Source organism: Rhizobium sp. SVR5-2C, assembly GCF_056755115.1.
The window spans coordinates 65,726-78,394 of sequence record NZ_JBNDHT010000011.1 but is presented as its reverse complement, the minus strand read 5'-3'; the positions used below and the strand labels follow the sequence as shown (position 1 = coordinate 78,394).

General features: G+C 59.5%; 13 protein-coding genes. 5 read left to right on the top strand and 8 right to left on the bottom strand.

Annotated features, from left to right (window positions below; genetic code table 11):
- The coding region (locus ACPYOI_RS05435; protein WP_481422650.1) for an extracellular solute-binding protein at positions 1–760 on the bottom strand (760 nt) is incomplete at its 3' end.
- A gap of 220 nt (positions 761–980) precedes the next feature.
- Here ACPYOI_RS05435 and ACPYOI_RS05430 point away from each other — a divergent pair.
- On the top strand, positions 981–2,177 hold the full coding sequence (locus ACPYOI_RS05430) for an ROK family transcriptional regulator (protein WP_481418391.1): 1,197 nt from the start codon (positions 981–983) through the stop codon (positions 2,175–2,177).
- 208 nt (positions 2,178–2,385) lie between these two features.
- On the opposite strand, the gene ACPYOI_RS05425 is transcribed toward ACPYOI_RS05430, so the two are convergent.
- Entirely contained in the window at positions 2,386–3,138 is a 753-nt protein-coding gene (locus ACPYOI_RS05425) for a tryptophan 2,3-dioxygenase family protein (RefSeq protein ID WP_481422649.1), read from the bottom strand.
- A gap of 155 nt (positions 3,139–3,293) precedes the next feature.
- On the opposite strand from ACPYOI_RS05425, the gene ACPYOI_RS05420 reads away from it, so the two are divergent.
- The gene (locus tag ACPYOI_RS05420; RefSeq protein WP_481418389.1) at positions 3,294–3,767 is read left to right on the top strand and encodes an Lrp/AsnC family transcriptional regulator; all 474 of its coding nucleotides are present in this window, start codon (positions 3,294–3,296) and stop codon (positions 3,765–3,767) included.
- A 62-nt stretch (positions 3,768–3,829) separates the two neighbouring features.
- On the opposite strand, the gene ACPYOI_RS05415 is transcribed toward ACPYOI_RS05420, so the two are convergent.
- The 6 genes from ACPYOI_RS05415 to groES all read right to left on the bottom strand — a co-directional run bounded on the left by ACPYOI_RS05415 (position 3,830) and on the right by groES (position 9,644).
- A complete protein-coding gene (locus ACPYOI_RS05415) occupies positions 3,830–4,165 on the bottom strand; it encodes a DUF6665 family protein (protein ID WP_481418388.1) in 336 nt (111 codons plus the stop codon).
- Positions 4,166–4,252: 87 nt separating this feature from the next.
- Positions 4,253–5,815 (bottom strand): sensor histidine kinase, encoded by a 1,563-nt coding sequence (locus ACPYOI_RS05410; RefSeq protein WP_481422648.1) that lies wholly within the window; start codon positions 5,813–5,815, stop codon positions 4,253–4,255.
- An 87-nt stretch (positions 5,816–5,902) separates the two neighbouring features.
- A complete protein-coding gene (locus tag ACPYOI_RS05405) occupies positions 5,903–6,538 on the bottom strand; it encodes an MEDS domain-containing protein (RefSeq protein WP_481418386.1) in 636 nt (211 codons plus the stop codon).
- Between the two features lie 523 nt (positions 6,539–7,061).
- A complete protein-coding gene (locus ACPYOI_RS05400; protein ID WP_481418385.1) occupies positions 7,062–7,322 on the bottom strand; it encodes a CrpP-related protein in 261 nt (86 codons plus the stop codon).
- Positions 7,323–7,642: 320 nt separating this feature from the next.
- The gene (groL, locus tag ACPYOI_RS05395) at positions 7,643–9,274 is read right to left on the bottom strand and encodes a chaperonin GroEL (RefSeq protein ID WP_481418384.1); all 1,632 of its coding nucleotides are present in this window, start codon (positions 9,272–9,274) and stop codon (positions 7,643–7,645) included.
- A 55-nt stretch (positions 9,275–9,329) separates the two neighbouring features.
- Entirely contained in the window at positions 9,330–9,644 is a 315-nt protein-coding gene (gene groES, locus ACPYOI_RS05390) for a co-chaperone GroES (RefSeq protein ID WP_481418383.1), read from the bottom strand.
- A 475-nt stretch (positions 9,645–10,119) separates the two neighbouring features.
- Here groES and ACPYOI_RS05385 point away from each other — a divergent pair, with 475 nt between their 5' ends.
- The 3 genes from ACPYOI_RS05385 to ACPYOI_RS05375 are packed head-to-tail and all read left to right on the top strand — an operon-like array spanning position 10,120 to position 12,647.
- Positions 10,120–10,863, top strand: coding sequence for a FadR/GntR family transcriptional regulator (locus ACPYOI_RS05385; protein ID WP_481418405.1), 744 nt, complete (start codon positions 10,120–10,122; stop codon positions 10,861–10,863).
- A 24-nt stretch (positions 10,864–10,887) separates the two neighbouring features.
- Positions 10,888–11,871, top strand: a complete 984-nt coding sequence (gene denD / locus ACPYOI_RS05380; RefSeq protein ID WP_481418382.1) for a D-erythronate dehydrogenase — start codon at positions 10,888–10,890, stop codon at positions 11,869–11,871.
- A complete protein-coding gene (locus tag ACPYOI_RS05375) occupies positions 11,871–12,647 on the top strand; it encodes an SDR family oxidoreductase (protein WP_481418381.1) in 777 nt (258 codons plus the stop codon). The genes denD and ACPYOI_RS05375 overlap by 1 nt, the downstream gene beginning before the upstream one ends.
- The last annotated feature ends 22 nt before the right edge of the window (positions 12,648–12,669 follow it).

Here is a 12,669-nt window from a genome sequence, read left to right as displayed (position 1 = left end):
GGAAGACCTTGCGGACGTCCTCTTCCAGGAACTCCTTAGAGTTCGGGTTGGTCAGGCCGGAGGTGTAGCTCGACACCATGTACTTTAGGGCATCGAGGCCGCCGCCGGTTTGAAAGTCCGGCTTGCCGTCCTTCAGGAAATCGCCCTTATAGGCGCTGACGAGCGTCGTGTAGTCACAAATCGCCGCTTCGGCCTGCGACCAGCTCCAGGCGATCGGGGTGGCCAGAAGGCCCTTGTCCTTGATGGCCTTGGCTTGCTCGGCGAGCTCGTCCCAGGTCTTCGGCGGTGCCTTGATGCCGGCCTTCTCGAGGATTTCCTTGTTGTAGAACAGGTATTTGGTATCAAGAATCCACGGCATTCCGTAGTACTTGCCATCGTACTGTACGGTCGTCCAGGCGCCCGGCAGTACGCCCTTCTTCATCTCGTCGGTGATGCGCGAGGAGACGTCGACCAGAACGTTGTTGCTCGCGTATTCGGCCGGCCAGATAACGTCGAACAGCACGACGTCGTAGCCGCCGCCGGAACCCTGGGCCAGAACGGTCTTGTCGTGCAGTCCTTCATAAGGGACAAATTCAAGATTGACCTTGACGTCCGGGTTGGCCTTGGTGAAGGCGTCCGTCATGGCGCGCACGTCCGCCTCACTGTAGGCGGCCTGGGCCATGAAGAGAGCGTTCAGGGTTGTCTCGGCAAATGCATGCGATGCAAAGGACGCGCCGATCAGCGCGGCGCCGACCAGCGTTTTGTTTAATGATTTCAACATTCCAGCCTCCAGTTTTTTGACAGTCACGCGATTTTCCAACGGCGGCTCCTGTCGCCGTTGGCTATCGAAGGGGCAACCGGCAGGCCGGGTGCCAAACCTGATCGGATCGCCGACGGGGCAATGCCCCTGCGTTCCCTGAAACTCTTCGGTTTCTTTTTTAGTCAATTGTATTGACTAAATAGTTCTTCAATATTTTACTGGTGTCAAGAGGCAAAAACGGATGAACGATATTCGCCCGATCAGGGCCACGAGCGGAACGAACCACGAAGGCACCAGCGCCCATAACCGGCGGGTGATCATCGACGCGCTGCGCCTGAACGGCGCGTTGTCGCGGGCCGATCTCTCGCGCGCCACGCTGCTGACGAAGCAGACCGTTTCCAACATCATCGAAGAGCTGGAAAATATCGGCCTCGTCTCTTCGCAGGAGATGGTGCGCCGCGGTAGAGGGCAGCCGTCGACGCCCTACGGGCTGGTGCCGGAGGGTGCCTTCGCCATCGGTCTGCAGATCGACCGCCACATCACGCGGGCAATTGCGGTCGACCTGGTCGGCAATGGTCTCGTCAAGAAGGAAGCCAATCTTCCTGCCGGCGGGCCGGCCACCGGAACGCCGGTCGTCCTGCAGCTCCTCGACGACGTTCGCGGCGAGTTGAAGCGGCTGGTCACGCAGGCGGACAAGCGGCTGGTTGGCCTCGGCGTCGCAATGCCCGGCCCCTTCGGGATCAAGGAGGACGACTACGATCCCTGGGTGATGGGCGCGTGGCAGCGCTTTCCGCTGCTGGAAACGCTGGCTACGGGTACGGGCCTCGATGTCAGCCTTCAGAACGACGCGGCAGCCTGCGCAACGGCCGAGCGCATGGTTGGCAGGGCTCACGGGCTCGACGATGCCGTCTGTCTCTACGTCGGATACGGCATTGGCGCCGGCCTGATTCTTGGCGGCGAACTTTATAGCGGCGCTCATGGCAATGCCGGCGAAATCGGCATGGCGCTCCTCACATCGGGCGGCAGGCAGACACCGCTGGAACATCGCGCCTCGCTCGCCTCGCTCTACCAGCATCTCGGTGTCGATCCGATGGCGCCCGATATCTACACGCTCATCGGGGAGCGCGCGGCAAAGGACGATCCAAAAATCCGCGCCTGGGTGAAGGAGGCGGCTGCGGACCTGCGCTGGAGCGTTCACCTGATTGAAACAGTCTTCGATCCGCAGACGGTCATTCTGTGCGGCGCGCCGGAGGCATTGGCAACGCGGCTGCTGGCCGCCATGCAGCCGCTGCTGCCGTCCAACGCGGACCGTCCCGATCGTATCCTGCCGCGACTTCAGCTCGGCATGACAGATCCCTGGACGGTTGCCCGCGGTGCTGCCGCCGAGCCGATCGGCCATGCCTTCGACCCGCGCTTTTCCGCAATCCTGAAGGCTTAGAGCCTTCCAAGTTCAAACGGAATCGTTCTGCCAGAAAGATTTTGCGTCTGGATCGAGGCTTTGCGATGGGCATACCTGGTGTACGTCCGAGACGAGAGCGGAAGATAATGGCGGAAAATCAACCCGCCACGGGCCGCTGCGCCATGCCCCGAGCATGCTGCTTCGCCGGGCCGTGTTGCGGGGACCAGCTGGACGGAACGGACTGGGCCTATTCGGCACCCGCTTCCGGGAGGCTGATGGAGTCTCGGACCACACCATACTGGCTGCCCCAACGATCCGTCATCTCGCGGCGGATATCCCAAAGCTCGGGGAAAAACCGGTGCTGCGCGCCGGCCCGCAGCAGGTCGACCGGGCGGCCTTTCAGCGATTTCGACCCGAGCCCGATCGAGCGGTGGATCAGATAGAGATGGTTGGCGCGGAATTTCTGAAACAATTCGTCGAATTCAATCAGCGCCTCGGCGACAACATAGCTGTCGCCATGGTCATATCTTGCATCATAGATATCCTCGACTGAAAGGCCGCGGCCATCGAGATAGGCACTCTTGAAGGCTCGCCAGAGATCCGGCGGCATACGCAACAAGAGTTTGAAGCCCGGCGACTCCTGGCCGCTGCCATTGCCGAGCTGAAGGCGGATCTGCTGGTATTCTTTCGGCGACATGGTTTCGAGAAGGTCGAGCTGCGCCGTCATCATCCGCATCAGGCGATGAACGCGTCCCATAAGCGTGACGATGCGATGGGTATTCTGCTTTTCCATGAAATCCAAGACGTCGACGAGCGTATAGGCGATGAGCTTCATCCATAGCTCTTCGACCTGATGGACGATCTGAAACTGCAGCTCGTCAGCATTCGCCATCTCCGCCAGCGGCTTTTGACAGTCGAGTAGTTTGTCGCATTGGAGATAGACGCCGTAGTCGCGGATCTCGGGCGTTTCGATGCGGGCGTAATATTCTTCCTTTTGCATGGCGGCGGCTCCTTCTGCCAGCATTTGCGCCGGTCCTGCTGCGCTGTGCCCACCGTCACATTAATCGCTTTTTGCTTGAACATTGTTCCTTTCTGTTATCCTGATGATGCCAATGGGAGAATGATTGTGACGGCCTACGGCAAAACATGGAACAGATGACTTTGGATAATCTGGATCGAAGGATCGTCAGCGCGCTTGAGGCGGATGTCCGCATCTCCTTTGCGGGTCTTGCTGAAGCCGTCGGCCTCAGCAAGACACCATGTTGGAAGCGCGTGAAGGCGCTGGAGGATGCCGGCATCATTCGCGGCTATACGCCCCGGCTGGATCCCGCAAAACTCGGCTTCGGCATCGAGGCCTTTATCCAAGTATCAATCGATTTTGAACTATCGGAAGAGTTTGAAGAGGCTGTAATCAGACATCCGCTGATCTGGCGATGCCACGCGACGACCGGGGAGGCCGACTATCTGCTGCATGTCGTTACCGTCGACATGGCCGCTCTCGACTGCATGCTGCGAGAGGAACTGAGCCGGTTGCCCGGCGTGCGTCGAACCATAACCTCGATGGCGATGCGCGAAATCAAGGGTGACATTTCATTCGCAGCCGCGACCTGCCACATCCAGAAACGATAGGATAGGCGCCGACATCGCAGACAGAACTGTTTCCATTTGCTTGAAAGGCCCTGGCTCAGGTGTCAGGCGTGCCGCGGCTTCGCGCCAAGGCGGGCAAGCACCTTGCCTGGAATTCCATAGCGCTGGATGACGTCGCGGCTGTTGCGCAGCCCGCAGATCTCGCGATGGACGAAGAGCGCCCAGACCGCTTCGGCCGCAGCATCGACGAGTGTCTCCTGCTCCACGCCGACCTTGCCCTTTGCCTCGCCGTTCCGAAGCGCGGCTAGAGCCTCCTCGACCTTCAGGCCCTGCCGGCCGAGCGCGGAGGCACGTTCCGACATCAGCTCATACTCGAGGATACCGAGACCTGTCTCAGTCGTACTCGATGGATTTAGGCCGCGAGGCGGACGAACACTCATATTGATCTCCGCATGGCAAGAGTGTTGGCTCTTTCTACACGGCTTGACACCGCCTGCCAATTTTCCCGGTTTTTGGTAAGTATAGACTTACAATGAGGTCGTGGGCACGTTGAACCGAAAGACGGCGCCTTGGGGGACATTCGCCGCCGCCTGCACATGGCCGCCATGCGCTTCGATGATTGAACGGCAGATCGACAGGCCCATGCCCATGCCACCGGGCTTGGTCGTATAAAAAGCATCGAAGAGGTGGTCAAAACTCTCAGGTTCGAGGCCTGGGCCGGAATCGCGCACCGTAACAAGCACGCCGGTGGACGCATCCTTACTGGAGTCGATCGCCAATTCTCGGGGCCGCTCCGTTACTCCGCTCATCGCTTCGACTGCGTTGATGATAAAGTTAAGGATCACTTGTTGCAGTTGGACTCGATCCCCGCGGATGGGCGGAAGATCCCTTGCGAGCCGGGTCTCCAGCGAGACGCCATTCTTCAGCACCTCGCTGCGGGTGAGGGCGATCACGTCGATGATGATTTCATTGATGTCCAGCCGGTCCTTCCGCGGCGGCGCTTTCTTGACGAGGGCCCGGATGCGGCGGATGACGTCGCCGGCTCGGTTGCCGTCCCTGCTGATGCGGGCGAGCGCATCCTGGGCCTCTTCCAGATTGGGCGGCTGGGTGCCCAACCAGCGCAAAGCGGCATTGGCGTTGGCGACGACCGCGGCGAGCGGCTGGTTGACCTCATGGGCAATCGACGACGTCAGCTCCCCGAGAGTCGAGACGCGCGTAAGATGGGCGAGGTCCGCGTGCGCCTGATGCAGCGCTTTCTCCGCCTCCTCGGCCCGCTTGCGATCCTCCACATCAGTGATCGTTCCGTACCAGGTGACGATGTTTCCGAGGTCATCATGCCGCGGCACCGTGCTGCACAGGAACCACCGATATTCTCCATCGGCCCGCCGCACGCGTGCTTCCAGCGTGAAAGGGTCTCCCGCTCCCAAGGCAGCACGCCATTTCTCCAGGAGCGTTGCGCGGTCATCGGGATGCCACGAAACCGTCCAGCCCCATCCCTTGACCTCCTCCAAAGGAAGACCTGTGTATTCGATCAAGCGCTTGTTGACGAAGTTGACAGAGCCGTCGGGCAGAGCGCTCCAAACCAGCGCAGGGATGGTGTCAATGACGAGTCGAAGTTCCTCTTCGGTCTGCCGGGTCCTCTCTTCCGTCTCCGCCTGCCACCGTTGCAATGCAACGGTGGCTTCATTGGCGGCGATCCCGAGGAGAAGCCGTTCATTGGGGGTCGGAAAGTCCGGTCTCTGCGAACCTACGACGATCGCCGAGTCGCCACCCAGTCCGATCGGCGCAACAGCAATGCTCGCCGTTCCCCCTCCAACGGGATTGGCGACCGCCAACTGGCGCTCGGATGAGAGTGTCGGCAAGATCTCAGGCAGCACCGCGCGAATTGCCTCCAGTGAACCGGCAGCGCTCCGCCCGTCGGCCCGTGCGATCTCGATCAGCGGACCATCGCGTGTTCCGTGAAGGGAGATGTAAACGAATTCCGAGTCGAGCATCGAAACGAGCGCTGCTGCGATGCTGTCGGCCATCTGATACGGATCGTCGCTCTGCAAGATTGCCGGCAGCGCGGAAAGCGCGAGGAGGTCACGCATGCAACGACGCAACTCCGTTGGATCGGAGAGCGCCTGCACTCGCGGCATGACCGGTCTCGTCGGCATTTTCCCCCGCCGCGCTGGCCCTCAATGCGCTGAGGCGCCTCGGCCACGCACCTCGTTGAGCAATTCGTCCGGTGGCACGTGGTATGGATTCTCCCGCAGGATTCCCCCAATGATCACCTGAGGATGGGTGCGCAGAATGTCCATTGTGACGGCGGCACTGAACCTTGTCAGGTCATAGGTGCAGACGGTCACCTGGTCGTAATTCGGCAGGATATAATTCAGCCGCGACTCGTACTCGACGATGTCGTGCACACCCGGCAGCTCTGAGAGCGCCCATTCCATGTTCGCCCACAGCCGGGTCAAGCCGAAGCCCTGCTTCTTAGCGGCACTGAACAGGTCTTCCAGCAGTGCGAGCATCGCCTGCTGATCGAAGCGCCCGTCGCGCAAATAGCCGTCCTCCCAGGAAAGCATATCAAACTGCCCGTTTTGCTGGGCGTCCGCTATGTCGATGCCGCTCTCTCTCAGGCGCGCAAGACGCTCCGCTCGATGCGCCTTGTCGACAAACTGGAAGGTCTTATCGCCCCTCTCCAGACCGTCTTTCACAAAAGGCAGGAGGATTTGGTACTCTTCGTCCCTGGTATGGAAGAAAGCGCATGCATGACAGCCACACGCTACTGTCGATCTCGCCAACTCGATGGTTCTTTTGGCTTGGGCCATGGTTCACTCCCTGCGACAGAACGCATGAAGAAGTGGCTGCATCTCCTCTGGTAACTTGCCGAACGGCGAGTCACGAATGCTTTGGCTTCAAGACAGATCGAGCCGTTCGCACGAGTGAAGAGATGTCACTGGAATTAAATACCTTCTTGCACTTGATGGCAAGTCGAAGTGCCGCCGCTGCAGATGCCGGGCTGAAGGAGGAGAGATGAACCTCTTGGGGGCGTTGGCTATGTGTTGGTGCGCAACCATGGAGATACGGCAGCACGTTTTGCCGTCTGGGACAATCTGGATATTCGAGTAGTCGATGCGGCGTATTTCGTAGAGAAACCCCGTAGGCGCTCAATGTTCTTGAGGATCTTTAACATCTGGCGAGCTTCCCCTGGAGGCATGCGGGAGAGCACAACGCCATCGAGCTTCGCAGGATCTTGCGTCGCGATGTCGATGATGGACCAGAGATCGTTGTCGATGCGTAAGCTGTAACGGCGCGCCATCGGTATCCTCGCTATGAAGCGATCTAAAAGGCTTAATGGAAAACGGCCCCGCGGGATCGATTACTCTCGATCTCGAAAGGCACGGCGTCACGTCGATTGACCGCCTGTATGGCGTGCTCGGTTTCCCAACCCAGTTTCCAGGCATCATATCTCGCGAGCCATTCGGCAAGCGCTTCGGCTGTGTGGCCCAGCATTCTTTCCGGATGCAAGTAAGGGTTGTCCGAAAGCTTGAATCCGAGAACGCGAGCGCGCGATCCGCGCTTTTGCAGATCAACCATTTCGTCGATCGTCATTAGTTTTCCCCAGCACTCTAATGTTACGAATGTACGCTAATAAAGATTAGGCTAAACAACAAGTCATGGCAGGTAGTTATCACTAGATGCAGTTCCAGAACCGCACCCAGTCACCTTAGCGAAAACAATAGCCAACCGAAATAATCAATTGTGGTTAGGACGTAAGGCTGGGCGAAAGTTAATTAATCATGGGAACCAAGCGGATATATCGGTATGCACGCAAGGATAGCAATTTGCGGATGGGCGCGCTTGATGATCGTCTAAACCATTTGGCCACCAAAGGCTTTCGGCCCGCATGATCAGGCGGGCCGAAAGCCAGGCTAGAAGTCCATCCCGGCTCCGGGAGGCATGGCGGGAACGGCGGATTCTTTCCTGGGTTTCTCCGCCACCATGGCTTCGGTCGTCACCAGAAGGCCTGCAACGGAGGCGGCATCCTGAAGCGCAGTGCGCACGACCTTTGCAGGGTCGATCACGCCCATCGCATAGAGGTCGCCATACTCGCCCGTCTGCGCATTCCAGCCAAACGAGAAGTCATTGCTCTCGCGCAACTTGCCTACGACGATCGAACCTTCGGCGCCGGCATTCTCAGCGATCTGGCGCGCCGGGGCTTCAATCGCGCGGCGGACGATATCGACACCGACCCGCTGGTCCGTATTGGCCGCCTGGAGGTTTTCGAGAGCTTTGACGGCCCTGAGCAATGCGACGCCGCCGCCAGGTAGAATTCCTTCCTCGACCGCGGCCCGGGTCGCATGCAGCGCATCGTCGACACGGTCTTTCTTTTCCTTCACTTCGATTTCCGTCGACCCGCCGACGCGGATGACGGCAACGCCGCCAGCGAGCTTGGCAAGACGCTCCTGCAGCTTCTCGCGGTCGTAGTCGGAGGTCGTTTCCTCGATCTGGGCCTTGATCTGGGCAACGCGGCCTTCGATGTCAGTCTTCTGGCCAGCACCGTCGATGATAGTGGTGTTTTCCTTCTCCACCACGATTTTCTTGGCACGGCCGAGCATGTCGAGGGTGACGTTTTCGAGCTTGATGCCGAGATCTTCGGAAATCATCGTACCGGCAGTCAGGATCGCGATGTCTTCGAGCATGGCCTTTCGGCGGTCGCCGAAGCCCGGAGCCTTGACGGCAGCAATCTTCAGGCCACCCCGCAGCTTGTTGACGACGAGCGTAGCAAGAGCTTCGCCTTCGACGTCTTCAGCGATGATGAGGAGCGGCTTGCCGGATTGCACGACGGCTTCGAGAACCGGGAGCATGGTCTGCAGGTTGGAGAGCTTCTTTTCGTGGATCAGGATGTAGGGATCCTCAAGCTCGACCCGCATCTTTTCCTGATTGGTGACGAAGTACGGCGACAGGTAGCCGCGGTCGAACTGCATGCCTTCGACGACTTCGAGTTCGGTTTCAGCAGTCTTGGCTTCTTCGACGGTGATAACGCCTTCGTTGCCGACCTTCTGCATTGCTTCGGCAAGGAAGCGGCCGATTTCGTCATCGCCATTGGCCGAGATGGAGCCGACTTGGGCGATTTCGGCGTTGTTGGAGATACTCCGCGCCTTGTTCTTCAGTTCCTTGACGACTTCGGCAACAGCGAGGTCGATACCGCGTTTCAGATCCATCGGGTTCATGCCGGACGTAACAGCCTTGGCACCTTCTCTGACGATTGCCTGGGCGAGAACGGTCGCAGTCGTGGTGCCGTCGCCTGCCACATCGCTGGTCCTGGAAGCCACTTCTCGCAGCATCTGGGCGCCCATGTTTTCGAACTTGTCTTCGAGTTCGATTTCCTTGGCGACCGACACGCCGTCCTTGGTGATGCGCGGAGCGCCGAAGGACTTGTCGATAACGACGTTGCGGCCCTTCGGACCGAGCGTGACCTTTACGGCATTAGCAAGTATGTCGACGCCGCGAAGCATGCGTTCACGCGCCTCGGTATGGAATTTAACTTCTTTAGCAGCCATGTCTTTGTTCCTCCATAAAGCAGCCTGCTATGAAACCACGTCAGCCTGAGAGCCGTTAGGCGGCCTTGGTATCGACAGCCTCCCCTTCGATGATCCCCATTACATCGCTCTCCTTCATGATCAGAAGATCTTCTCCGTCGATCTTGATCTCGGTGCCGGACCACTTGCCGAACAGGATGCGGTCGCCGGCCTTGACATCGAGTGGCTGCAACTGGCCGGCTTCTGTGCGTGCGCCGGGGCCAACGGCGATCACTTCGCCTTCCTGCGGCTTTTCTTTCGCTGTGTCCGGAATGATGATGCCGCCTTTGGTCTTGTCTTCAGATTCGACGCGGCGAACGAGAATGCGGTCATGTAGCGGTCGGAACGTCATGTTCTCCTCCACGGGTAAACGATGATGATCGATGTTCCATTCCCCGGAACCGCCTGACCAGTCCGGGGTGGCAAGCATCCTCGGGTCTCGGAAAAAAACTGCTCCCGTTTTCTCCAATTTCAAGAGGGCATAGCAAAAAGTTAGCACTCTCACTGCGAGAGTGCTAAGCGGGAGCGGACCCCGGACACTTGCGTTTGTCACATGCAGATACTCAAGCGGTTCTGCGCGCAGCATCGTGCTTGTTCCGATGACGCATGCAGCTAGTCCGAACCAATCCATCAGGATAGGGGCGAGCGCGCTCGCCGTGTTGTCGTTCGACCACGTCGCCGGCGGAAATTTGCCTATCGAAAAGAACCGGCCGGCTGAGCACCCATGCTGCAATGCGGCAACGAATGCCTCTTGACGGGTCCGATGCGGAGGCTGTCTAGTGCAACTGATCTGGTGGACCGACCAGTGGATCAGTGGGAGGGGGATCGTGGAGGAGAGCCCGATCTTGACGCAGGTGCCGAATGTCGGGCGAAGCCTGACCCGGCAGACGGCGCGCGACGTCATCGCTGAAAAGCTGATGGTGCTGATCGCGACAAACATGCTGCGGCCCGGCGATGAGTTGCCGGGTGAGCGCGAGCTTGCCAATGTTCTTCACGTCAGCCGGGAGACGGTGCGCGGCGCAATCCAGATGCTTGCCGCCCAACGCATAATCGAAGTGTCGCATGGAAGCCGTAGCCGTGTCGGCAAAGTCGATCTCAGCCACATCACAGTAACGATTGCATCGCCGAGCGCCATCGACAGCTACGACCTGGAGTCGGTTCATGCCGCGCGGCTGCACATCGAGCTCAAGGTTGTCGGCGACGCTGCCGAAAGGATCGACGGCGAAACACTGAAAAAGCTCGAGAGCCTGCTGGAAGCGCAGCGTCTGGGAGGAGACGATGCGATGCGCTTTCTGATCTGTGATCGCGAATTCCACCTTGCGATCTATCGCTCCTGCGGCAACCCACTACTCGCCGACTTCGTAAGCGATCTTTACACCTACATGATGAATTACCGGCGCAACGCCATGTCGCAGCCGGGAGCCATCGAAGCGAGTTACAACGACCACGTCGCGATCGTGGATGCCTTGGCTCGGCATGACAGGGATGCCGTGGTCGCCGCGTTCCAGCATCATCTGACACGTATTTATGAAACAACCAGCGTTCTGCTTGCCGCCGGCGAGCCGGCTTGAGCGGACGGGGAGGAGTTAGCCAACATGCATGTGATGGTTATTGGCGCGGCAGGGATGATCGGCCGCAAATTGGTGGAAAAGCTCGGCTCAGACGCGGACGTGCTCGGCCGCGGCATCGACAAGCTGACACTCGTCGACGTCATTGCTCCGCCGGTGCCTCACGCACTCGTCTCCGTTGCCAACGCGTTGGCGCTTGATCTCTCGGATGCTGAAAACGCGGTCAGGCTTGCCGGTATGCGGCCGGATCTGATCTTTCATCTCGCCGCCATCGTGTCCGGTGAGGCCGAAGCCGATTTCGACAAGGGCTACCGCATCAATCTCGATGGCACGCGCTCGCTCTTCGAAGCCATCCGGCATGAGGGACAGAAGGAGCCCTATAATCCCCGTCTCATCTTTGCCTCATCCATCGCCGTTTTCGGACAGCCCTTCCCGGAAAAGATCGGCGACGATTTCTTCACGACGCCGCTGACGAGCTACGGCACCCAGAAGGCGATCTGCGAGCTCCTGCTCGCCGATTATTCAAGGCGTGGCATCTTCGACGGCATCGGCATTCGCCTACCCACCGTCTGCATTCGCCCCGGCAAACCCAACAAGGCGGCGTCCGGCTTTTTCTCGAACATTCTCCGCGAACCGCTCGTCGGTCAGGAAGCCGTGCTTCCGGTCGACGAGAATGTCCGCCACTGGTTTGCAAGCCCGCGGTCGGCCGTCGGCTTCTTCATCCATGCCGCGCGCATCGATACCGCCAGGATCGGGCCGCGCCGCAATCTGAGCATGCCCGGCCTGTCGGCACTTGTCGGCGAGGAGATCGAGGCATTGCGCCGCGTTGCCGGCGAAAAGGCAGTCAAGCTCATCCGCCGCGAGCCTGATCCCGTTATTCGTTCGATCGTTTCCGGCTGGGCGACAGATTTCGATGCGCAGCGCGCGACCGCGCTCGGCTTCAAGGCAGAAACCAATTTCGACGAGATCATCAAGATCCATATCGATGATGAACTTGGGGGCAAGATCTAATGGCGGAATCCTCAATCGGGCAAAAAGGCCAGATCGCGCTCGTCACCGGCGGTGGCACCGGCATCGGTTACAACATCGCCAAGGCATTGAGCGCCGAAGGTTTTGTCGTCGTCATCACCGGCCGCCGGAACGACGTGTTGGAGAAAGCCGTTTTCGACCTTGGTGCGGCGACCGGCGGGACAGTTCGCGCGATCGCGTGCGACATCGGCGTCGCCGAGCAGGTGGCCGGTCTTTTCAGCAGGATCAAAGTCGAGTTCGGCCGGCTTGATCTCCTCGTCAATAATGCCGGCACCAACGTTCCGGCGATTCCGCTGGAAGACATCACTTTCGACCAGTGGAACGGCGTGGTTGCGGCCAATCTCACCGGGGCCTTTCTTTGCACGCAGCAAGCCTTCAAGCTGATGAAGTCGCAGGAGCCGCGCGGCGGCCGCATCATCAACAACGGTTCGATCTCGGCAACCACCCCACGCCCGAATTCCGCCCCTTACACCGCGACCAAGCACGCGATCACGGGGCTTACGAAATCGACCGCGCTTGACGGGCGGCCCTACGATATCGCCTGCGGTCAGATCGATATCGGCAATGCGGCGACAGACATGACGTCGAAGATGAGCTCCGGTGTGCTGCAAGCGAATGGAGAGATCGCCAGCGAGCCGACCATTCCCGCTGAGCATGTCGCCCGCGCGGTCGTCTACATGGCAAGTCTGCCGTTGGAGGCCAACGTCCTTTCCATGACCGTGATGGCGACGAAGATGCCGCTTGTGGGCAGGGGATAGGTCATACCGAAGTCGAATTGGC

Excerpts from the sequence above, each read along its gene's own strand:
- ACPYOI_RS05375 (WP_481418381.1), top strand. The coding sequence starts at position 11,871 with ATGGCGGAATCCTCAATCGGGCAAAAAGGCCAGATCGCGCTCGTCACC.
- ACPYOI_RS05410 (WP_481422648.1), bottom strand. The coding sequence starts at position 5,815 with ATGCGTGACCTCCTCGCGCTTTCCGCGCTGCCGGCAATCTTGCAGAGC.
- denD (WP_481418382.1), top strand. The coding sequence starts at position 10,888 with ATGCATGTGATGGTTATTGGCGCGGCAGGGATGATCGGCCGCAAATTG.
- ACPYOI_RS05400 (WP_481418385.1), bottom strand. The coding sequence starts at position 7,322 with ATGACGATCGACGAAATGGTTGATCTGCAAAAGCGCGGATCGCGCGCT.
- groL (WP_481418384.1), bottom strand. The coding sequence starts at position 9,274 with ATGGCTGCTAAAGAAGTTAAATTCCATACCGAGGCGCGTGAACGCATG.
- ACPYOI_RS05420 (WP_481418389.1), top strand. The coding sequence starts at position 3,294 with ATGACTTTGGATAATCTGGATCGAAGGATCGTCAGCGCGCTTGAGGCG.
- groES (WP_481418383.1), bottom strand. The coding sequence starts at position 9,644 with ATGACGTTCCGACCGCTACATGACCGCATTCTCGTTCGCCGCGTCGAA.
- ACPYOI_RS05425 (WP_481422649.1), bottom strand. The coding sequence starts at position 3,138 with ATGCAAAAGGAAGAATATTACGCCCGCATCGAAACGCCCGAGATCCGC.
- ACPYOI_RS05430 (WP_481418391.1), top strand. The coding sequence starts at position 981 with ATGAACGATATTCGCCCGATCAGGGCCACGAGCGGAACGAACCACGAA.
- ACPYOI_RS05405 (WP_481418386.1), bottom strand. The coding sequence starts at position 6,538 with ATGGCCCAAGCCAAAAGAACCATCGAGTTGGCGAGATCGACAGTAGCG.
- ACPYOI_RS05415 (WP_481418388.1), bottom strand. The coding sequence starts at position 4,165 with ATGAGTGTTCGTCCGCCTCGCGGCCTAAATCCATCGAGTACGACTGAG.